Here is a 24,032-nt window from a genome sequence, read left to right as displayed (position 1 = left end):
ACGCCGCGTTGCTGTTTGACGCCCCGTTGCGCCCACCTGACCGGCGCCTGGAAGCATGGCCCGTCGCCACCGATGTGAGCCTGCGGCGACGTATTCCTGCACACGCAGGGCCTGCCCACCAATCACGCCTTCTGTCCGGCTGCCGCACGGCGCTGCCGCGCTGCCTGCCGGGCTCTGCGCCATGCATGGAGAACGCATGAACACCGACGACACCGTCGCTTCGACCCTCACCCCGCCCACGGACACCCCCGTTGATGCGGCCCCCGGCAGTGACACGCTGTGGATCACCAAGGAGGGCGGCAATCGACGCATGCCGTTCGACCAGGCGCGGCTGCAGCGCACGGTGCACAGCGTGCATGCCGAGTTCCCCCAGCTGGACGTGGCCGATTACCTGCGCAGCGTGCTGGGGCAGATCGCGCGGCGGCAGCAGCTCAGCGCCGATGAGATGGTGGACCTGCTGATCCGCGAGGCCGAATCGCGCATCGACCTGACCGCACCGGACTGGGAGCACTTCGCCGCCCGCCTCTACCTGCGGCGGCTGTACAAGCGCGCCAGCAAGAACCGGTTCTACGATGCCACGCTGAAGTACGGCTCGTATGTGGGGCTGCAGGAGAGCCTGGCCGACCGCAACGTCTACTCGATCGACATCCTCAAGGCGTATTCCAAGGACGAACTGGACGAGGCCGGGCAGATGATCGAGCCCGAGCGCGACACCTTGTTCGCCTACAACGGCCTGTACCTTCTGGCCACCCGCTACCTCGCCACCGATCACTCGCGCGCCGTCTACGAGTTGCCGCAGGAGCGCTGGCTGACCATTGCGCTGTACCTGATGCAGCACGAACACGAGCACGGCGACCGCTCGCGGCGGCGGCGCATGCTGCTGGTGCGTGAGGCCTACTGGGCGCTGTCCAACCTGTACATGACCGTGGCGACGCCTACGCTTGCCAATGCCGGCAAGGTGGGCGGCCAGCTGTCGTCGTGCTTCATCGACACGGTGGACGACAGCCTGCAGGGCATCTACGACTCCAACACCGATGTCGCGCGCGTCTCCAAGCACGGCGGCGGCGTGGGCGCCTATCTGGGCTATGTGCGCTCGGCCGGTTCCTCGATCCGCGGGGTGGCCAATTCCTCCGGCGGCGTGGTGCCGTGGATCAAGCAGCTCAACAACACCGCGGTGAGCGTGGACCAGCTCGGCCAGCGCAAGGGCGCGATCGCGGTGTACCTGGATGTCTGGCATCGCGATATCGAGGCCTTCCTCGATCTACGCCTGAACAACGGCGACCAGCGCCTGCGCGCGCACGATGTGTTCACCTCGGTGTGCCTGCCCGACCTGTTCATGGAAGCGGTGGAGCGCCGTGGCGACTGGTATCTGTTCGACCCGTACGAGGTGAAGCGGATCAAGGGCTGGTACCTGCAGGACTTCCATGATGAGCAGCGCGGCCAGGGCAGCTTCCGCGAGAAGTACGAGGAGGTCGTGGCCGACGAACGGATCAGCCGGCGCACCATCAAGGCCATCGACCTGTTCAAGCGGATCATGGTGAGCCAGCTGGAGACCGGCAATCCCTTCATGTTCTACCGGGATGAAGTGAACCGGAAGAACCCGAACAAGCATGCCGGCAGCATCTACTCCAGCAACCTGTGCACGGAGATCCTGCAGAACATGAGCCCCACCCGCATGATCCAGGAGATGATCAGCGGCGACCAGATCGTGACGACAAAACAGGCCGGCGATTTCGTGGTGTGCAACCTGTCCTCGATCAACCTGGGCCGCGCGGTGACGGCCGCACCGGACCTGCTCACCAGTGACGTGCTGGAGCGCCTGGTGCCGATCCAGGTGCGGATGCTGGACAACGTGATCGACCTCAACCAGCTGCCGGTGCCGCAGGCCACCATCACCAACCGCAAGTACCGCGCGATCGGCCTGGGCACGTTCGGCTGGCATCACCTGCTGGCCCTGCAGCAGATCGAGTGGAACGGAGTCCAGGCCGAGGAGTACGCCGATACCCTCTACGAGCGCATCAACTACCTGACCATCCAGGCCAGTATGACGCTGGCCAAGGAAAAGGGGCGCTACAGCGCCTTCGTCGGCAGCGACTGGCAGAACGGCGAGTACTTCCGCGCCCGTGGTTATGACAGCCCGGCCTGGCGTGAACTGGCGGCGCAGGTGGGCGTCAACGGGCTGCGCAACGGCTGGCTGATGGCGGTGGCACCGAACATGAGCACCGCCCAGATCGCCGGCTCCACGGCCTCGATCGATCCGGTGTACGGCGCCTTCTACTACGAGGAGAAGAAGGACTTCCGCCGCCCCGTCGCTGCGCCGGGCCTGTCGCTGGAGACCTATCCGTACTACGAGAAAGGCGCCTACCGGGTCGACCAGTTCGCCAGCATCCGCCAGAACGCCCGCCGCCAGCGCCACGTGGACCAGTCGATCAGCTTCAACCTGTACGTGCCCAGCACCATCCGCGCCAGCACCCTGCTCGCGCTGCACATGAGTGCCTGGCGCGAGGGACTGAAGACGACCTACTACGTGCGCTCCAACGATATCGACATAAGCGAGTGCGAATGGTGCAGCAGCTGACGCACGTCAGCCCCTTGACCTGTAGTGCCGGCCGTTGGCCGGCAACTCGCACTGCCCGAAGAGAAACAAGGACACACCCCGATGGCCATCCCCCTCGAACGCATCAAGATCCTCGAACCGCGCCACCCCAACCGCTCCACCGGCATCATCAATGGCCGCACCAGCGGCATCCTCAACTGGAACGACATCCCCTACCCGTCCTTCTACCGGGCGTACAAGGAGCTCTCGACCAACTTCTGGATTCCCGACGAAGTCGACATGAAGGGCGACGCGCGCCAGTACGGCGAGCTCAATGCGCGCGAGAAGAACGCGTACGACTCGATCATTGGCCTGCTCGCCACGCTGGATTCCCCGCAGACGCGCTTCATCTACAACGTCGCCGAGTACATCACCGACCCCGCCGCGCACGCCAATGCGGCGATCATCGGCCAGCAGGAAGTGATCCACAACGAAAGCTACAGCTACGTACTCGCCTCCATCGCCGGGCTGGCCGACCAGAACCGGGTGTTCGAGATCGCCCGCACGCACCCGACCATCCTCGCCCGCAACGCACCGATCATGCAGTCCTACGATGACTTCATGCGCGAGAAGACCGCCGAGACGCTGATCCGCGCGCTGATCCAGTCCTCGATCCTGGAAGGCATCAACTTCTACTCCGGCTTCGCGTTCTTCTACAACCTGGTCCGCCAGAACCGCATGACCGGCACCGGCAAGATCATCAGCTTCATCAACCGCGACGAGCTGGCCCACACCAAGTTCATCAGTGAGCTGATCCGGGCCATCATCGGCGAGAACCCGGCGCTGCAGGGCGAGCAGCTGACCGCCTACGTGCACGAGGCCTTCGAGCACGCCATCGAGCTGGAAACGCGCTGGACCGGCGAAGTGCTGGACGGCATCGACGGCATCGATGTGGACGAGATGATCCGCTACGTGAAGTACCGCGCCAACAAGATGGCCGGCATGCTCGGCATCGAGAAGCTGTACAGCGAGACCAACGTCAACGTGATGCCGTGGATCAAGGCCTACGCCGACAACTTCACCGAAACCAAGACCGACTTCTTCGAAATGCGCAACGCCAGCTACAAGAAGACCAACTCGGACAACGGCTTCGACGACCTGTAAGGAGGCACGTAGATGCACATCCTGCTGGCCTTCGCCTCATTGAGCGGCAACACCCGTGAGGTGGCTGCGCTGATCCGGGCGCGCTGCGAGGCACTGGGGCACCGTGTGGACTGGGTCGACGTGGATGCCGTTGACGTGGCCGTGGCGCTGGCGGGAGAGCCGCCCGCCCTGTGTCTGGTCGGTTCCTGGACGGACAACGCCGGGCGTACCCCGGTGGAAATGAAGGACTGCGTGGCCGCGCTGCGTGATCGCTTCGGGTTGCCTCTGCCCTTCCCGGTGGCGGTGTTCGGCACCGGCGAGACCCAATGGGGCGAGGAGTACTACTGCGGCGCCGCGCATCGGCTGGCGCGGTTCTTCGGCTCCCCGTACCCGGTGCTGGAGATCGAGCAGATGCCGCACGGCGCCGAAGACACCCACACCATCCACCACTGGACCGACACCGTGTTGGCCCATACCGAGAGCCCTACGACATGCTGACCCTGCACGCCCAGACCGCTGAGGATTACCACGCCGCCGTGCGCGAACACCCCGCCCTGCTGGTGGATTTCCACAAGGACGACTGCCCAGGGTGCCGGATGCTGGAGATGTCACTGGCCAGTGTCGCTGGCGCCATCGCGGATGCCGGGATGACGCTGTTGAAGGTCAAGCTGGAAACAGTCGGCGAGGGATTGTTCCGCGAACTGGGCTTGCGGCAGACGCCGACGCTGCTGGTGGTGCGCGACGGTCACGAAACGGCGCGGCTGGCGGGGTTCCAGTCGCCGAAGCAGATCCTGGCGGTGTTGGGGGCTGGGTGATGCCTGAAACAAGGAGGCCCCCGCAAGGAGCAGAGACCTCATTGCGCGTGCGTTATCGCACCGCTGCCGACAACAGCCCACGACGCTTGAACCACCACTCCAACGGCAGCGTCACCAGCGGTGGCACCGCCGCGGCCAGCGCCAGCAGCGCGGCCCACCACGGCCAACGCAGCCGGATCGCGGCGAGCACCGACACAACCACGTAGACCATGAAGGCCACACCGTGCACCGGGCCGAAGATCTTGACCCCGACCGGGGTCGGATCGGCCGCCTGGTGCTTGAAGTACATGCCGATCAACAGGCCGGCCCACGTCAGGGCTTCGACGAAGGCGACCGTGGCGAACACGCGGCCCATGGGGCTGATTGGCAAGGCACGCTTCAAGATGGGCTCGGGGTCGTAACGGAAAGGACCCGCATCATAGCCAGCGAACGGTTTTGATGCGAATCATTCTCAGCATGCAGCGCCGGCCCTGCCGTTCACCAGCGTGCACTGATCCGGAAGTCGGCGCGCAGGCTGTCATCGTCCTGCAGCACTTTGTCCAATGGGTGGCCAAGGTCAAGGCTGTAGCTGTAGCGCGTGGCGAGCTGTCCATTCAGGCCGACGCCGACGCTGCTGATGCTGGCCGAGGTGGGATAGTCGCCACGCACCTCGCCGTGATCGAAGAACACGTAGACATCGTGCGCCTGCCGATAGGGCCGGTGCAGTTCGACGCTACCGAAATAGCCTTTCACCCCGGAGAGGGTGCCGCGAACATAGCCGCGCACGCTGCCGATGCCGCCCACCTGGAACAGGTTGCTTGAGGGCAGGAAATCGCCGTTGGTGAACTGCCATCCCAACTGTGCCCGGTACAGCAGGCCGCTGCTGCCGATGCGCTGTGTCCAGCTGGTGGATCCGTTGGCGGTCGTGAAGGCACGCCCCTCGGCCAGCGTCTCATCGGTACGGATGCGCGACACGCCCTGATAGAACGTCCAGTCGTAGCCGTCATTGCGGTAGCCGGTGCTGACACCCAGGGTCACCGTGGTCGAATCGACCTCCGACACCCGCACATCACCGATATCGGACACGGCGTTGCTGCGCGAGACGTTGGCGATGGTGGACAGCAGCCAGTTCGGCGTGGCCACCCATGGCTGGGTGAAGTCCAGACCATAGCTGGTCGACTCGCCAGTGATGTCCAGGGCCCGGTATGCGCCGTCGATGATGTTGATCTGGCTGCGCGACACGCTGGCGCCGACACGGCCGTTGCGCGTGTTGACGATGCCGGAGTAGCCGATGCGCCCTTCCAGGCCACCGCGCGACCACGCCACCGAGCCGGCCAGCAGGTCACTGATACCCGCCAGGCCCCAGAACTGGCCATGCGCACCGTAGCGCTCGCGGCCCGTGGTCTCTACGCCGGAATTATCGACGAACACGCCCCAGTTGCTTCGGTCCGGCACCTCCGCCAGCAGCACGATATCGGTCTGGCCGGCGGCCTGGCCGGGCCGCATCAGTGCGCGCACCTGCAGATCGGTGGTGCGGTTGAGGTAGATCAGTTCATCGCGCAGGCGATCGCTGCGCACCACTTCGCCTACCGGCTGCCGCACCCGCCGTTCCACAAAGCGCACCGGCACCTTGCCCTCCCCGGTCACCTCCAGCGTACCCAGCGTGCCTTCCAGCAGGGTGACGTCAACGCGCCCTTCGTTGATCGACTGCTCGCGCAGAAGCGCGCGTGCCGTACTGATCCCGGCGGCCTCGTAAGCCGCATTGACGTCGGCCACCAGTGTTTCCAGCTCGGCAAGGTGGACCTCGCGCCCCTGGTAGCGGGCGGCGATCGCATCGAGCGTGGCCTTCGGCAGCAGCGCCGATGGACTGAAGCGCACCTCGCGGAGCACGAAGCTGCCGCGGACGTCGGCCAGCCCGCTTTGCCCCGCCGGCGCAGGCGCCGGCTGCACCGGGTCCACCACCGGGCGCTCCGGCTGCAACGGCTGGCGCTGCTCGTAGTAGCCGTCAATGCGCTGTGCGGTGTCCTTCCCCGCGGTGCCACTACTGTTCTGTGCATGTGCAAGCCAGGGCAGCAGCGCGCTGCCGATCAGGAACATCCCTCGGTACATGGTGTGTTTTCCGTCGTTCATCAGTTGGGCGCCCCGAGGTTGACCGCGCCGCCCAGGGCCGGAGCCACCACGTCGCGGGCGTTTGCTTCATCACCTTCCGCGGGCGCACGGGCGGGTACCGCCATCTCCGGCGACCGGAGATTGAGCATGCGGCCCATGTAGCGCACCGCGCTTTCGCCCAGGTAGGCCGGCCCGGCCTCGAGGTGGTCGCGGTTGTAGTTCGGGCTGTTCACCCGGACCCCATCGTTGAACCGCACCACATAGGCGTCGGTATCCAGCAGGCGGCCATCGGCCGCCAGGTGGAAGCGACGGTTCAACTGCAGCAGCTGCGCGTCCGCCGGGCGCAGCACCGGGCTGGTGTTGTCCATCAGCACCTGCAGTGCCGGGGTGGTCAGCCTCATCGTGCGTTCCACCTGGCCATCGGCGATGGCGACGCGCGCCGAGGAGGACGTCAGCTCTGCCTCCATGGCCTGCAGCGCATCGATCAGCCAGGCATCACGCGGCTGAACATCCACCACGATCCGGCTGGCCACACCGTTGCGGTAGCCGGTCAGGGTCGTCGTCAGCAGGCCTGGGCCAGCATCGGACTGGCTTACCTGCGCCTGCACCTCATCGGCGGCCAGGTTCAGGCGGGTATCGACCATCGCCTGTGCCAACGACAAGGTGTCGCGCGCGGCCAGCTGTGCAGACGCCGCCTGCAACTGCCCGCCGGCCAGCGAACCGGCCCGGGCGTCCATGTAGGCCGTGGTACCGGCGCTGGCCCGCCCGAAGCCGATGCTGCCGCCCGCAAGGATGGACTGTGCGGCACCGCTGCGACCGTCATCGAAATGGATATCGCCACCCGCCTGCAGCGCTGCATCGCCACCGGCCTGGTAGAGATCCCATTGCTGGCTGCCGCCGCTGGTGGCCACCAGGTCGCTGCCGGCGCGGGCAGCTTCGATCCGGATATCGCCCGCGGCCTGCACCCGCAGCGCCTTCCCTGCATCCACCTGCCGGCCCTGGACATCCGAGCGGCGCGATGCCAGGGCGATACCGCCGGCCGCCTGCAGGGCGTCGAACCGCAGCGCTTCGCTGGAGGACAGCCCAAGATTGCAGCCCACGTTGAGCGTGCCGATGACCAACGCGACACCGGCATCGCCGCGGAAGTTGCAGCCCACGGTCACCTCATCGGCGGAGAGGTCGGTGCCTGCGATCCAGTCACCATCCACACCGATCACCGCCGTGCCTACATCAATGGACTGGCCGGCGCGCAGCATCATCGAACCGTCGACCGCCGCGCTGACGAGGGTGATAGCGCCGCCGGCATCCGCCACCAGGTCACCGCGGCCATCGAAATGCTGGAGGCGGGTATCGCCACCGCTGCCGACCTGGGCGTTGCCGCCGATGCGTGCCCTGCCAACATCCACGTTACCGCCAGCGTTCAGCCCCAGTGACTGCGCGACCGTTGCACTGCCAAGCTGCACATCCGTGCCGCCATCCAGGCGTGCCTGCGCGCCCACGGCGGCGTCGTCGATGGCCAGCAGACCGCCAGCGTCCGCGATGAGGTCGCCCTTGCTGGTCAGCTGCTGAATCTGCAGCGCACCAGACGCCTCCAGCTGCATCGCCGCCCCGGAAGACAGTGTCTGCGCCACCAGCGCGGCACCGCTGGCCGCGTTCATTGCGCCCTGCGCCTGCAGTTCGCCAATGCCCATCGCCCCGCCGCTGCGAAGCTGCGCATCGCCGCCGACCGTGGCGGTACGCATCTCCAGCGTGCCGGCCGCGGCAACGTCCAGCGACTGACCGATCACCGCCTGGGCCAGGCGTACATCCGCGTCGCCTTCAAGCCGCGCATCGCCATCGGCCACCAGATCGCCGATGGCGAGCAGCCCACCTGCCGTGGCGGCAAGATCGCCCCCGCTGCGCAGCTGCTGCACATCCAACGCACCGGACGCCTGCAGCTGCGTCGCCGCACCGGAAGACAGTGTCTGCGCCACCAGCGCGGCACCGCTGGCCGCGTTCATTGCGCCTTGCGCCTGCAGTTCGCCAATGCCCATCGCCCCGCCGCTGCGAAGCTGCGCATCGCCGCCGACCGTGGTGGTACGCATATCCAGCGTGCCGGCCGCGGCAACGTCCAGCGACTGCCCGACCACCGCCTGGCCCAGGCGCACATCGGCGTCACCTTCGAGGCGCGCATCGCCCCCGGCCACCGTATCGACGATGGCGAGCAGCCCACCTGCCGTGGCGGCCAGATCGCCCCCGCTGCCCAGCTGCTGCACATCCAACGCATCGGACGCCTCCAGCTGCATCGCCGCACCGGAAGACAGGGTCTGCGCCACCAGCGCGGCACCGCTGGCCGCGTTCATTGCGCCCTGCGCCTGCAGTTCGCCAATGCCCATCGCCCCGCCGCTGCGAAGCTGCGCATCGCCACCGATCCTTCCTTGGCCCAGGGTAAGGGTGCCGGCGCTGGTCACCACGGCCTCCGCGCCAGCCTCCAGACGGCCGATGTCCAGCGCTCCTTGCGCCTGCATCGCCACCGAGTGACCGGCCACCCCGTGGCCGATGTCGGCAGAGGCCGCCCCCAGCCGGACATCGGTTGCCGCATCCAGCAGATCTACCTGCAGGTGCGCGTCACTGTGCAGCGACAGCGCTCCCGATGCGGCAACCACGTCGCCAACAACACCCCCGTTGGGGAGGCGCAGGTGGATGTCGCCGCGATCGCTGCGTGCCAGGACAAGCCGGCCGACGTCGATCGTGAGGGCCTGCGCGTCGCTCCCGATTCCTTCGCCGGCCTGCAGGCTGGCCACCACGCGACTGCCGCCACCGACATTGACCGCGGCATCCCCATTGGAGTGGATACGACCGTCCGCCTCGAGCATCACGTTGCCGGTGGCCGAGTTGCCGGTCACGGCCAGCTGGCCCACGCTGATATCCGCACTGGAACGCACCGCGACCACCCGGCCAGCACTCAACTGGCTTCCGGCACCCATCGCGACGCCGCCCGCGTCGATCTGCACGCTGTCGCCGGCGTTGACCTGCGCGCCTGCCGCCAGCGATGTGGCCTGCAGCGATAGCAGCTGCAGGACCTGGTCAATGGCCGCATCCCCCAACTGCAGGCCGCCACCGGCGGCGACATTGGCAGATGCTGCGCGCAGGTTGCCGATGCGGATGTCCCCCATCGGGGCGCTGACAATCGCTTCGCCCGCGGCCTGCACCGAAGCCAGGTCGGCACCGTTGTACCCGGTGGCGCCCAGATCGCCACCGGCCTGCAAACGCACTGCGCTCAGCTTGCCCGCTGTGCTCATCAGCTGCAGGTCGCCCCCCGCGGTAAGCGTGCCGATCGGCATGTCCACGTCGCTGGAAAGACGCACCTCGCCCCCTGCCGCGCCATCCAGCCGACCGCCGGCAACGATCCGCAAGGCCAGCGAACCGCCGTCCTCGTCGCGGATGTCGTCGCGCACGGCGAGCTGGATGTCGCGCCCGGTCAGCGTGCTCACGCCCTTCAGGTACGACAGCAGGCTGCCGCCGCCGACGTCCAGTACGACGTCCTGGTTCGCCCTCACCAGGCCGATACGCAGGTTCCCGTTCTGCTGCGCCACGCGCACGTGTTCACCGGCGTTGGCCAGCAGCAGGCGACCGTTGATCTGCACGCGCAGCGGCTGACCATCGTGGCCCATGATGCTGCGCAGGGCGCTCAGGCTGAGGTCCCTGCCGACCCTCAGGATCGCACCGCCCGCACTGCCCCCGGCATCGGTGATATCGCCGTCACTGCCGATGCGTGCATCGCCACCGGCGGCGAAGCTGTTCAGCGCCAGCGACGTGTTGCCGTGCAGGTAGGCATCGCCGCCCACATCGGCATCGATCCCGCCCGTGGCTGCCAGTACCACCGGAGCCGTGCTGCGAATGCGCAGCGAGACCACCACCGCACCGCCGCGCACCTGATCGGGCGTGAGCACATGGCCGGCCGCGTCAAGCATCTGCACATCGCCCGGCGTGGTCGCAAGCCGCATGGCCAGCATCGCCTCGGCACTGAGGTTGCCGCTGTTCACGTCGGCCAGGCTGACCGTGTATTCCTTGTCCAGGCGGCCCAGGTCATCGCGGGCACGCAGGCTGACATTGCGCCCGATGATCACCGGTTCGGCATTCAGGGCGGAACCGGTGGAGGGTTCCAGCGCATTGGCGTTGAACACGTAGCGCAGCTGGTCCTGGCTCCACTGTGAGTCAGCCGTCATGCCATCAAGAAGTGTGGCCTTGCGTGCCGCGACCCTCGCGCTGTCGCCACTGCTGGCGGCCAGCTCATAGCGGTATCCCGCGTTGAAGGACGCGAAGATCGCCTCCTGCTGCCAGCCGGTGCCGAAGGCATCGGTGAACACCGTCCCCAGACGGTTGAAGCGCTCGGCGAGGTAGTCACTTACCCCTGCATCATCCAGGCTGCCGCCCCGCGCGGCTTCCGCCATGGAGCGGAACAGGTTGATGGCAGTGCCACCGGCCAGGTAGCGCCCATCGACGACACTGCCCAGCGCGCGGAGCTGGAAGTACTCGGCGTAGCTGGCGTCGACCTGGCTCTGGTAGCTGACGATCGACTGCTGGCCGCCGCCCTGGAACAGCTTGAGGTTGTCGCGCAGGCTGGCCAGCTGCGCTTCGCTGAGGAAGCTGGACGAGGCGCGCTGGGCACCGCTGTAGATCGAGCCCGAGGGTGCCTCGATCAGCACGTCACCGGCCAGCGACTCGATGCGCTGTACCCAGAAGTCGCCGCCGAGGTCACGCAGCGCGATGTCGCCGGTCGCCCGAGCCGAGATGAGCCCACCCTCCAGCACGCCGTCGCTGCGGGTACGCTCGCCGGCATCGACCACCAGGGGCCGGGCGAGCGAGCCGATGGCACCGTAGACGCTGTCCAGGGTGATGTCGGCACCGATGATCGAAGCAGCATTGCCGGTGGCGGCACCTTCAATGTCGTACTTGGCGCGCAGCCACACATCGCCACGGCCGGTGCCACTGCCGGCGCTGATCAGCACCTTGGCTGCCGAATCGACATCCAGCGCGATGTCACCGCCCGCACGGGCCACCAGGTTGCCGGCGGCCACGGTGGCGCCGTTGGCGTTGGTGTAGGACACCATCTGGACATCCAGCGGGTTGGCGGCCTCGCCGGCCTGGGCGCCGACAATGCTGCCGATGCTGCCGGCCGCGTCGAGGGTGAGCTGGTTCGTGATGATCCTGGCGTCACGCGATGCGCTGACGATGCTTCCGTTCTCGCTGGTCAGGAAGGTCCGGCCATCGGTGTTCTTCAGCACCCCATTGATGCGGATGGTCTGGCCGGAGTCGACGTCGAGCAGGCCTGCATCGTTGGCGCTGAAGTTGATGCCGATCCGGTTGTCGGCCTTGGCCGTGTTGGTGACGACCAGCGTGCCAGTGCGCGGGGCGCGCTGGTACCAGCTCGTGCGCCACGTGCCGCCGTCATCGAATTGATTGCTGCCGGGGAAGCCGTAATTGTAGCGGCAGCCACTTTCGTTCTTCTTTTCGCAGCGGTAGTTGACGCGTGAATTGAGGTTGCTGCCGAAGTCGCCGGTCAGCTGCGACTCGAACACCGCCACGCCGCCGGCCTTGTTGCCGTACGTGACGCCCGAGGTTTCCCACTGCTGGCCGTTGAAGACGGTGTTGTTGTTCCTGTCCACCCAGCGCCAGTTCTCAGCAGTAAGCACGCCGTTATCGGACTGGATGTTGCGCGCGATGCGGGCCGTCTGTGTCCAACGCGCAAACATGCCGGCGCGCGGGTCATACCCGGTCGTGTTGCTGATGGCCGATACCCCCGGGGCATCCCAGCTCAGGGCATTGACTCCGCCCTGATAACCCTTCACGTTGCCGTTGCCGTCGCGCAGATACCACGACGCGGTATTGAGCTCACGGTCGCGGATGGTGATCTGCCCGGGCGCCCCGTTGCCGACCAGGATGTTGCCAAGCTGCAGGCCCACATCGGCCAGGCCATTGTTGATGACCACCGAGCCCTTGCCACTGACCACATTGAGCGAGCCGGCGGTGGACGTGCTGACGATACGGCCATCGAGGTAGATCGAACCGCCCCCGTTGGCCGAAATGTCCGGCACGATGAACTGGCGGTTGAGCGAATCGTACTTCAGGGCGATGCGGGAAGAATCTGCGCCGGACTTCGCCACGAACATGGCAGGCACATCGAAGATGCCCTTGCTGGCCTGGTTGTCCTTGCCGTCGATCCAGGCGCGCAACGCGCTGCTTTCGACCAGGATTGCCGAGTAATCCACCGGCCGGCCCGCCTTCAGCGCGACGTTGACGTCGATGTAGTTGGCCGTGATCTTGATGCCACTGCCGGCGTTCACACCGCTGCCCGTGCTGGGCACCTGGCCAAGGCTGGCGTTGCTGACGTCGTCGGGCTGCGTGTTGAGCACGGTGCGCAGATTCCGGGCATTCACCTTTGGCAGGTAATTGGTGTCCTTGTGGCTGTACCGCGATACCACGCCACCGTCGTAATACTGCCCACCCAGCGCTGAAGCGGTGCAGTCCTTGTCGCCGATGCGATAGCGGCATGCCCCAAACACAAGGATGCTGGGGTTGTTGACGTCGTTACCGGTGCCATACAACAGGTAGTCGGTCAAGCTCATGCCGGCAGCGGCGGCCGCTGCGCCGTACTTGGCGTTGGCGATGTACGCCGCGGCGTCATCGGCATTGGTGATGCCCGATGCCACGCTGTGGCGTGCCCACAGCGCGCTCACGACATTGCCGTACCAGTTTGCCGAGCCCAGGTTGTAGCCGACCTCACCGTTGGGCGCATTGATCGTCACGCTTTCGGCGAGCTGCTCGCCCCAGCTCTGGATGTTGCCGAGCGCGTTGTACATGTCCAGGTCGCCACCGGTGACCGAAATCAGCCCGCCCGCACCGATCGCGCCGGTGCCCGTGGCCGCCTCGTTGCGGATGCTCACCAGCGCATTGCTCTGCCCCGGGTTCTGGCTGACGCCGATGCCCACGGCCTGGTTGCTGTTGCCGGTGAACAGCACGTTGCCGCCGCTGTACTCCGGCACCAGGATGTCGCCCGCCAGCAGGAGGTTGTCGGTACTACGGTTGGTGATGGTGATCTTCGGCGCGCCCTTGGCGGTGACGGACCCGCCACCGCGGATGTTGCGGCCATACAGGATCACATCGCCGCCGGCCGCATACAGGTCGCCGATGGTGTGGGTATAGAGCGCATTGCCGGCGATCGCATCGAAATCGTGGATGCCCGACGCGTTCAGTCGCGCCTTCAGCGCGCTGCTGAGCTCGCGCTGGGTATCGAACGGCAGCACATCGCCGCCCGCGCCGCTGCTGGTCAGCTTGCCATTGGCATCGATCAGGATGTCCAGCACGTTGTAGCGCCCGGCAACGACGCGGCCATCGATCAGCACATCACCGCGGGTGCTGCCACCACTGCGGCTGTCGCGCACGGTGACCGGAATGAACCCCAACTGGTAGCCGGTGGCGGCGCCATCGGCGTTGCGGAAGACATTCTCACCGTAGGCACCGAGCGACACGAATGCGCCGCTGAGCAGCTCACTACCCGCCGCCAGAGCGGTGCTCGCGTTGCTGTCCACCGTGGAGGACGCCGAGGAATCCGGCACCGCGATCAGCCCGCGGCTGTACCCCTGCGAGACCGCATTGGCGGCCAGCCGTGAGGTCCAGCCATTCATGCCATCCTGGCCGGCGGAGACGAAGGCGTTGTGCAGCGATTCCAGCTTCGCGCCGCGGCCGACATTGACCTGCTGGTCCATCGCCAGCGCCACGTCCGCGTCGGAGATGCCGACCGCGGCCAGCACACCCCAGGTGTTCACCAGGGCGGTGGCGCCGATGTCGGTCGCGGCGTAGGTACCGACGTTGAGCATGTAGCTGCTCTGCAGGCGCGCATCATCGCCGATGTTCACGCGGTTGCCGAGCACCGCATCGGTGCGCGCCTTGACCACGGCGGCATTGATCGCCCCGCCGGTGGTCAGCCCCGCCCGGTCATCGGTGTTCGCACGGGTGTTTGCCACGATGTCCAGCGCGCCGCCATCGCCCGGCGTCGGTGCGACGCCGGCGCGCAGCAGGGCGCCCTTGCCGATATCGATGGTGCTGCTGCCATCCAGCCGGGTGACCACCTGTGCGGCACTGCCACTGAGGACACCGCCGCCGGCCGCGCTGGCGGCAAGCTCGCTGCCCAGCGTGCCGGTGTAGTTGTTGTCGGTGCGCAGCACCAGCGATCCGGCCGAGACAATCTGGGCATCCTCGTCCACCAGCAGGCCGACGGTCGCGTCCGCACGGTTCTTCACGTCGGCGCCACTGGCGTTGAGTACGCCGGCGCTGGTGCTGTTCGCGCTGCCCGCGTAGTTGCTGTCGTGCAGCGCACGGGCATCAAGGCGACTGACATCCAGCACCGCGTTGCGGCCAATGGACAATTGCGTGGTGCTGTCGGTGTGCGTCGCTGCCAGCGCCGCGTTGCCCGCAATGAGCCCGCCGGTGCCCGCCGTGGCGTTGGCGCGATTCTCGTCCTTGCCGCTGGCGGCGAGCGTGGTGTTGCCTGCGTACAGCAGGCTCCCTGCCCCCACGGTGACGCCGGTGGTCGCCGAGGCCCGGGCGTTGGCGTCGACGATGCCGGCGGCCAGCAGGCCCGCCACGCTCAGGCCGGTGGCATCGGCACGCTGGTTGCTGTTGTTGACTGCGCGCATCGCGATAGTGCCGCCGCGCGCGTAGTCGATGATGTTGTTGATGGAATAGGCCTCACCCTGCACCACCACGTCGGATCCAAGCGCTGCCTGCACCGCGTTGGTGCTGGCAGCGGTGGCGAAGGCGCCGGCGCCGGCCAGATACAGACCACCGGAACCGGCGACCGCGCGTGCATCCACGCTCCCGCCGTGGACGCTGGCCAGGATGTCCAGCCCACCGCGGTTGGACAGCACCGCACCATTGCCTACATGGGCGTCCACTTTGGCACGGGAGGTGGCATCAGCGACCGCCGCACCGACCGCCAGGCCGCCGGCCAGTGCAGCACCGAAGGCTTCGGCGGACACCTGCGGGGTGGCCTCGGCATGCACCTCAATGCCGCCACCTACCCCCGATACGCGTGTCCGCTCGCCCAGCCAGGCGCGCACGTCGGAGCCATCGTCGGCCAGTGCGACGGCGGCGCTGACGCCGGCCAACACGCCACCGGCCGCACCCCACGCGCCCGCATGCGCGCCGCCCAGCGAGCTGGCGGCGAAGGTCACGTTGCCGAAGCCGGCCAAGGTACTGTCGTTCTGCAACCACGCCTGGACGTTGGCGTTGCGAGCAGCGGTTGCGACGACCGCACCGGCCGCGAGTGCACCGGCCGCCATGCCGGTGGCTGTCACATCCAGCGTGCTGGCATCGCTGGCACGGACCGCAAGACCCTCGCCCTGGCTGCCTGCCTGCAGGTCACCGGCCACCGTGGCCGTGACCGTCTGTTCCAGGCGCGCCAAGCCGATGGCCGCGCCGACGCCCACCAGGCCGGCACCGCCGGCATAGACGTCCAGACCAGCGGCCTTGCCTCCGCTGCCGTCGCCGGCGTTGGCGAGCACCGCGATGGAGCCGGCCCGCGTGCTGTTCGCTGCCAGCACCGCCTCGGTGCTGCCATACAGGCCGGTCATGCCGAATGCGCCGCCCACGCCCACGCCACCAGCGCCGATGCCACCGACGGTGTTGCTGCTGCTCATCAGGGTCTGCGCGCTCACCTCAAGCGCGCGTGCCTGCACGGTGCCACCGCGGATGCTGGCGCTCACCAGATCGCCACGTCCCTGCAGACTGCCGATGTCCACCTGGGCGCGGCTGTTCAGCGCGCCGGCGCCCTGCGCCCCCAGGGTGCCGTCCAGCGCGGCGGCGTCGATCTTCTGGCCAGTGCCCAGCTGCTTCAGGCTGGCAAAGGTGCCACCCAGTTCCGTATCACTGTCACCGCGGTCGCCAATGCCGGCCAGCAGCAGCCCGGCAGCGCCGCCGATGCCGGTGGTGGCGCCCACGCCAGCCGTCACGGTGACCATGTCCACCGCACGATCGGAGACGGCATTCACATCAATGCTGCCCGTGGTCGACAGCGTGCTGTCTTCCACGGTGGCCTTGACGGTGCTGCCGAGAATGGCCACCGAAGCGCCGGCACCTACACCGCTGCCGGCGATGCCCACGCCCACCGCACCGGAGTACGCGGACAGCCGCAGGATATCCTCGGCCACCACCGCCATATCGGTGGCATCCACCGAGGCCTGGGTGACCAGCGCACGGGTGTCGTTCTGCAGCAGGTGCACCTGTGCCATGCCGGCGATGCCGGCGGCGCCGGCACCCGCGCCACTCACCGCCACGCCGTTGAAATCCGAACGGCTGTGCGCGTTCACGTCGAGGTCGCGTGACACGGAAATGTGGGTCACGCGCCCACGTTCGCCCACCTGCGCCAGCGTGGTTGCAGTGCCCATGTTGACCAGCGCGGTGCCGGCCACCGCCGCGCCCCCCCCGACCGCGCCTGCGCCGCCGACCAGCGAGGCGGCGTTGTCGCTGTTGGCGTTGACCGCCAGGGAGCCCGCCCGCAGGGTGCCGCCCAGCACGCTTGCACGGGTATCGGTGGTGAAATTGTTGACCACGCCGGTGGCAGCGCCGCCGGTCAGGCCCGCGGCCGCGCCGACCACGATCGCCAGCGCGTTCTGGCTGGCATTGGCCTCCACGGTCACCGCGTCGGCGGCCGACACGGTGGCGCCCTCGATGCTGGCGCTGGCATGGCTGTCGAACAGGTTGGTCGACAGCGCCCCTGCGCCCGAGAAGACGCCCGCGCTGGCGGCGATGCCGGCCACATAATTGGCCGAGGCCACGTGATGGCTGGCGCGCACATCCACGCTCTGCTCCGCTGCGGCGAGCCCTGCGCTGTCCTGGTCGGGGTCGCTGCTGGTGCCCAGCCCATGCTGGTTGATCCGTGCGTCCTTGATGATCGCGGTGGTACTGCCGGCGATGTCGTTGACGGCCGCCATTACCGCTACCGCACCACTGGCGATCGGGGTGGTACCCAGCGCGCCACTGACGCCGATGGTCCTGACCTGCTGGCGCGTGGCCGCATTGACCGCGATGCCATGCACGTCGATATGGCCGGTGCCCAGGTCCACGGTATCGAAGGCCATGCCGGCGGCGTCGGTACGGGTGCTGTGGGTATTGCCCGCCGTGCGCCGGCCACTGTCCACGCCTGCCAGCGCATCGCCCAGGCCCAGCGCGGTCACGGCAGTTCCGGCACCGGTGATCGCCGCCTCGGTGCTGCCATCCACCAGGTTGACGACGGTACCCAGGCCGATGCCCGCGTTGACGCCCCCGCCGATGCTGCCGGCGTACACGTCAATCTGCTGCGCCTGGGCGGCGAGCACGCCGACGTTGTCCTGTGCCAGGACATTGGCGCCTGCTTCAATCCGTCCCGAGACGGCGCCCTTCATCCGGTTCACCGCCACCGACGCTGCGCCACCGACCGCGCCGCCGCCGCCCAGGCCAGCAGCCACGGTGCGGATGCGGTTGCCCTGACCGCCGGCCTGTCCAGAGGCATCGGCCTGCACCAGCAGATTGCGGACATCCAGGTCCAGCGCACTGCCGGCAACCACCGCTGAGGTAGTGCCGCCGATATCGTTGTAGGCCACTGCCGCGCCCACGCCCACGCTGCCGCCGACCGCTGCCCCACCCGCCAGCGAATCGATGCTGCGCTCGTCACGGGCGCTCACCTTCACATCGGCCAGCGTGTTGTGCAGGCTGCTGTCACTGAGGCTGGCCTGCGTATCGGAATGGATCAGGTTGGTGGTGACACTGCCGGCCACCGCTGCCGTGCCCGCCCCCGCCCCGGAAACGGCTGCCGTGCGCACCAGGCTGCGGTTGGCCGCATCGATGATCAGCGCACTGGCGCCGCCCAGCGTGGCATTCTCCACCACGGCACGGGTACGGCCGCCGATGTCGTTGACGCTGCTGGCTGCGCCGATGCCTGCCGTCCCACCGGCCGACAGCGCGCCCCCCAACGAATAGGCCGCACCCGAGGTGTCGGCGCTGACGGACACCGCACCGGTGATGCCACTCCCCTGCCCGGTGACACCCCGCAGGCGGGCCTCGGTGAGGGTGTCGATCAGGTTGGTGGTGTTGCTGCCGGCAATGGACGCGGTGCCCCCCAGCGCACCGGCAATGGCCAGTGTCTTGGTGGTGGCGGCCGACGTCGCACTGACCTCCAGCGCAGTACTCACCTCCAGCGCGGTGCCATCCACCTCGCCCAGCGTGGTATCGCCGATGGTGGCCACGTTGATCGCCGCGCCGATGGCGGCGGTGCCGCTGCCGGCAACCGCACCGGCCAGTGTGTGGATACGCGATTCGTTGCTGCCGGCCACCTGCACGATGCCTGCCTGCACGATGCCTTCCCGCAATGCGGCCTCGGCATGATTGTCGATCATGCTCCAGCCCACCGAGCCTTGAATGGCGACATTGTTGGCTGCGCCTGCGGCAACCGCACCGGACAGGATCCTGGCGGCGTTGGCGGCCTCGAGGTCGACCCGGCCGGCGCCAGCGGTCAGCTGCGCATCATCGACCAGCGCCAGCGTGGTATTGCCGATGTCATTGATGGTCAACGCCGCACCCACGGCGACCTTGGAGCCCAGCGTTGCCGCCCCCGCCAGCGAGCCGATGAAGGATTCATCGCGTGCCTGCAGGTGGATGCTGCCCGCGTTGAGCTGCGCGCCATCCCGGGGCACCTGGCCCTGCGCGTCCGCCAGGCCACGACCGACCAGCACCGAGGTGGTGTTGCCGATGGCGTTGTAGGACGCACTGCCCACCCCGGTGAAGTTGCCGGTACTGCCGCCGATGCCGGCACTCACTGCCAGGATGTCGGACTGGTCACTGGCCGTGAGCGCAATGCGCCCGGCGGTGAGCGTGGCATCGTTGACCGAGACGGTATGTGTGTTGTTGATGGTGTTGTAGGCGAAGGCCACGCCGGCATTGTTGCCACCCACCTGGACCATGCCGGCAACGGCGATGATCGAGCTGCGGGCATTGTTGCGACCCGTCGCATCCACCCGCGTATCGTCAGTGCTCGCGGTATCGGCATTGGCATCCACCTCGATGCTGCCGATCCCGGTGCCACAGTAATCGACCGCAACGCCCGAGCCGCAGCCGTCACCGGTGCCACGCACGTCGTCGATCGTCGCCGTCCCGGCGAAGGCTTCAATGTCACCACTGGCAGTGATGCGGCTGCCGCCGTCAATGCTGGCGGCGGTCTGGCTGGCGATCTGGTTGACCAGCACCGAACCGGCGATCGCCACGCCGTCGCTGCGCGTGGACGCCCCTCCACTGGCGGCCGCCGCCACGATCCGGGATGCATCGGCCGCACGCACGCGCACGTCCTGTACGCCTTCGATGTCGGCGCCACTGACTGACGCGCGGGTGCTGTCGCCCACTTCGGCATACGTCACTGCCGCCCCCAGGCCGGCCTTGCCACCCGCATACAGTGCGCCACCCCCGTTGGCGATCTTGGAGGCGTTCACGGCCTTGACATCAACATCGGCCGCCGCGCCGCCCATGCCGCGCAGGCTGCCCCCGACGATGCTGGCGGCCGTATCGTTGTGGGACATCGCCACGGTCGCCGAGATCGCGCCGGCACCGGCCGAGCTCTGGTTGGAGGAGGCATTCACGCCCACGCTCAGCCCGACGTTTACCTGCTCGCTTTCGTTGCGTGCGGTCACCGTGACGGTGCCGGCATCCTCCACGGTACTGTCACGCAACTGCGCGGTGGTCGTGTTCTGGATGTCACCGTAGGCCACGCCACCGGCCAGCGATGCGCTGCCCTGGGTGTTATCCGACCCGGCCGCGGCCACCGACAACGCGCCGCTGACGCTGACCAGCAGCGTCTGGTTGGTCGCGGCAAGATCCAGCTTCAGGCCCTTGCCGCTGTTGTCCTTGATCACGGCCGAGCTGATGTCCGCCTTGGTGTTCTGCCGGGCACGATTCACCGTCGCACTGCCGGACAGGGCGATGCCGAACTTGGGTTGCGGCGTCTGCGCGCCCTGGCCCTGCCCCGGTGCTGCATTCCCGCCACCCAGCAGGCCCTTGGCCTTGTCGAAGTACGCGGTCAGCCCGGCGCTGCCGTTGCTGTCGGCCTTGTTGGCCATGCCTTCCAGCGCGGTCACCTTGCCGAGCGCACGGGTCTTGAGTGAATCCAGGAAGCCGGGATTCTCCGCGTTCTGCTTTGCCGCCAGCTCGTCCTGGGCCTTCTGCAGCTGTTCGGACGAGCTCTTGGCAACTGCGCCGGCGGCGGCCACCGCACCGGCCAGGCCACCGCTGGTGGCGTTGACCGCCAGCTCACCCGTGGTGATCGCGCCGACCGGCGCCGTGCTGCTGCCGGTCGCGAAGGCTGCAGGCACCGCACCGATGAAGGCGCGGGTATCGGTATCCAGCTGCTGGTAGGCGACGCTGGCCCCCACCGACACACTGTCGCTCATCGCAACCGCGCCGGCCACGGACCACACGAACAGATCTTCGTCGGCACGTACGCCGACCGTTGCGGCGCGGATGTCGGCACGGTTGCTGATCCCCGCCAGCGTGGTGCTGTCCAGGTCCAGCGCGGTGGCGGTTCCGCTGACACCGATGCTGCCGCCTTGGCCTGACTGCAGCGCCAGCGCCACCACGGTTTCCTTGTTGTCGGCCTGCACTGCCAGGCTGCCTGCACCGGCGTCGACGCGGACGCCATCATGGAGGATCGCTGCCGCCGTGTTCTGGTAGTCGATATAGCCGACGCTGCCGCCCAAGGCAGTTCCGCCGTTGCCGACGTTGCTGTCCTTGAGGTTCTTCAGGGCAAGATCACCCGCCGCGTGCAGACCGGTGACATCGGTGTTGGCACGCACGGTGGCGGTGGCGTCAAACGTCCGGCCGCGCGCAGCGCCGGCATGGTCCTCACCTTCCAGTGCGGCGCTCCACGCTGCGGTGCTGGTATCGCGGGTGGTCAGCGAAGCACCGGCGGCGACATCGGTACGTGCGCTGTTGGTCGCCTTGAACCAACTCACCGCGCCCCCGATGGCCACTTCCTCGGCCGAGCCGCGCGCCGCCGCGTACGAGGCGAACAACTCCGATGGGTCGGTGATCAGGTCCTTGGCGGCGGAGATCGACGTCTTGAACGCGTCGAAGCTGCTGAAGTCCGGGACGGCCCCGGTGAGCGCACTGAAATCCCGAGGCAGGCGCACATCCGACGACAACCCGATGCGTTGCGCCGAGAGCTCAGCCGAACTGCCCACCAGGGTCCGTGCCTCATGGGTGAGGTTGGCGATGTTGACCGCCCCGGACAACGCGAAGGCCGAACCATCCGCGCTCTTGCCCTTGGCCAGCACATTGCTCATCGCATGGTTGCCGATCTGTGCATCGGTTACCTGGCTGTCGACCACGATCGCGCCGGCGCTGTCGATGGTCGTACCGGCGCCGATACTGGCGGTGGCCGTATGGTCGCCGTCGACAACGCTGATCGCCCCGCCGAGGCGGAAGGGCGACGCCGTGGTCGGTGTAGTGGCCGGCGGCGTGCTGCCGCCGTCCTGGCTGCCGGTCAGTTTGGCGATGGCGCCACCCACGCCGGCGCCGGCCAGCGACTGCGCCACGCTCATCAGGCCATCGCTGCCGCTGCTGATCGCTTCCACCTGCTCCTGGCCGGGCAGCGGCTCGCTCTTCGGGCCGGTAATCAGCGTGCTGGTCTTGTTGAGGCGGGTGATGCTGGCCGCCTGCACGGTGACGTCGCCTGCCGTGGTGCGGGTGTCGCGGTCCAGGCGCGCTTCGGCCGCGATATCCTGCAGACTGATCGCGCCAGCCAGGCCGACCGCGCCATTCTTGTCGGCGCGCGCCGTGGCGGAGGTGTCCAGAGAGACCGCGTTGACCGCCGAAACGTTGACACTGCCGGCCTGCAGTGGCCCACCCGCTTCAATCACCGCGCGGGTGTCAACGTTGACATTGCTGATCGCCGCCGTGAACGCAGCGGCCGTGTTGTTCACCGCGAACGATTCGGCCGCAAGCTTCAGCGTCGTATCGGCATCGGCCTTCACCGCCACGTCGCCGCCAGCCGCAAGGGTTGCGCCCGAACGCACGATGGCTTCCGTGGTGGCGTTGATCTGCGCGTACGCCGCACCGAGGCTGAGCATGTGCTTCTTCGGAATGCTGTTGCCATTGGCATCCTTCACGGGATCGCCGTTGGCATCGGTGACGACATCACCTTTCTCGTACGCCTTGCCGGCCGCCGAGTTGTCGATGGCCTGGCGGGTGCTGGCATGCAGCGTAATGTCGTCGCGCGCGTCCAGTACTGCGTTGTCCTTCACCTCTACCCGCGCCGTGGTGGCGCCATGCAGGAACGAAATCTGCTCACCCAGCAGCTTGCCCGCCCCCAGGTTCACCAACGCATCGCCGAGGTCCGTGAGGGTGCTGGAGTCGGTGACGCTGTTGACGAGATCGGCCTTGAGCTCGTCGAATACCGCACCGTCCTTGTCGTAGCCGGAATCGATGACCGCAAGCGCGGTCAACTCGATATCGTCCGCCGCCAGACGTGCGTTGCCGCCCACCGTTACCGTTGCCTCGGCACTGCGCACACCCAACCCGGTATCGGAGATCGCCGCCGCGCGCAGTTGGATCCGGCCGCCCTCGTTGACCAGTACCAGCGGCTGCGAGGCGCCGGTATTGACGGCCGCCTCGATGCCCTGCAGATCGCCATTGGCATCGCGCGGGCCGGCCTGTACGAACAGCGTGCCGGTGACATCAATGGCCCTGGCCTGTACGCGGATGCCGTTGTTTGCATTCACCGTCCCGTGCAGCGCCACCGTCTTGTCGGTGAGTTGACCCGGCGTCAGCGTGCCGTACATCAGGGCATCCAGGCCCTTTCCGGCGTTGAGGATGTCGTCGGCCGTGGCGCGGTTGGCCGTGGCCACCGACAGCGAGCCGACATTGAGCACGCCAGCGTTGCCGACCAACAGGCCATCCGGGGCGACGAAGAACACCTTGCCGCCCACCGCATTGGTCGACTCCAGCACGCTGTTGAGGTTGCCGTTGATGTAGGCACGCGCGTCGGTGACCAGGTTGACCAGGTTGTGCACCTGTTGCTGACCCTGGGTGGGCAGCACAAGATCAACGGTCTGGCCGACGTCCACCCCGAATTCGCGGAAGGCGTTGAAGGCGACCTGGTTGCCGGCGGCCCCCTTCACTGTACCGGTGGTCACCTTCCAGTGCAGATCGTTGCCCTGGCGGGTCACGCGGGTATCGGTGCGACCGTCGGTGACCATCGCACTGCCGTCATCGCCGGCAATCACGCTGCCTGGCAACGCCAGCCCCAGCACGGAGCCGATGGCCACGGCCAGGCCCGCAGGACGCAGGCGGCGTTGCGCCGGGGGCACATGACGCACGCTGGAGGACGGGCAGGACGAAGGGTCGCGATGGTTCATGGCAGGCTCCGGGCAGTGGCAGGCGGGGCAACC

The 24,032-nt window shown here is 67.7% G+C and carries 6 protein-coding genes and 1 pseudogene; 4 read left to right on the top strand and 3 right to left on the bottom strand.

The window, feature by feature from the left end:
- Positions 1-274: 274 nt before the first annotated feature.
- From ABE483_RS01455 to ABE483_RS01440, 4 genes and pseudogenes are all read left to right on the top strand, one after another.
- Positions 275-2,578: pseudogene (locus ABE483_RS01455) on the top strand (ribonucleoside-diphosphate reductase subunit alpha); the annotation flags it as partial.
- An 81-nt stretch (positions 2,579-2,659) separates the two neighbouring features.
- Positions 2,660-3,700, top strand: a complete 1,041-nt coding sequence (locus tag ABE483_RS01450; RefSeq protein ID WP_346480921.1) for a ribonucleotide-diphosphate reductase subunit beta — start codon at positions 2,660-2,662, stop codon at positions 3,698-3,700.
- A 12-nt stretch (positions 3,701-3,712) separates the two neighbouring features.
- On the top strand, positions 3,713-4,177 hold the full coding sequence (locus ABE483_RS01445; protein WP_346480920.1) for a flavodoxin: 465 nt from the start codon (positions 3,713-3,715) through the stop codon (positions 4,175-4,177).
- Positions 4,171-4,494 (top strand): thioredoxin family protein, encoded by a 324-nt coding sequence (locus ABE483_RS01440; RefSeq protein WP_313211947.1) that lies wholly within the window; start codon positions 4,171-4,173, stop codon positions 4,492-4,494. Before ABE483_RS01445 ends, ABE483_RS01440 begins: the two co-directional genes overlap by 7 nt.
- Before the next feature lie 52 nt (positions 4,495-4,546).
- On the opposite strand, the gene ABE483_RS01435 is transcribed toward ABE483_RS01440, so the two are convergent.
- The 3 genes from ABE483_RS01435 to ABE483_RS01425 form a co-directional block, all read right to left on the bottom strand.
- Complete coding sequence (locus ABE483_RS01435) at positions 4,547-4,858, bottom strand: DUF3817 domain-containing protein (RefSeq protein ID WP_346481053.1); 312 nt, start codon at positions 4,856-4,858, stop codon at positions 4,547-4,549.
- Positions 4,859-4,971: 113 nt separating this feature from the next.
- Positions 4,972-6,582: a ShlB/FhaC/HecB family hemolysin secretion/activation protein gene (locus ABE483_RS01430; RefSeq protein WP_346480919.1), complete on the bottom strand. Its 1,611-nt coding sequence runs from the start codon at positions 6,580-6,582 to the stop codon at positions 4,972-4,974.
- Between the two features lie 20 nt (positions 6,583-6,602).
- Entirely contained in the window at positions 6,603-23,999 is a 17,397-nt protein-coding gene (locus tag ABE483_RS01425; protein ID WP_346480918.1) for a leukotoxin LktA family filamentous adhesin, read from the bottom strand.
- Between the last annotated feature and the right edge of the window lie 33 nt (positions 24,000-24,032).

It is taken from the genome of Stenotrophomonas sp. TWI602, from assembly GCF_039674045.1.
Classification (GTDB): domain Bacteria; phylum Pseudomonadota; class Gammaproteobacteria; order Xanthomonadales; family Xanthomonadaceae; genus Stenotrophomonas.
The sequence above is the reverse complement of the archived record's forward strand: the minus strand, read 5'-3'. Positions and strand labels throughout refer to the sequence as shown.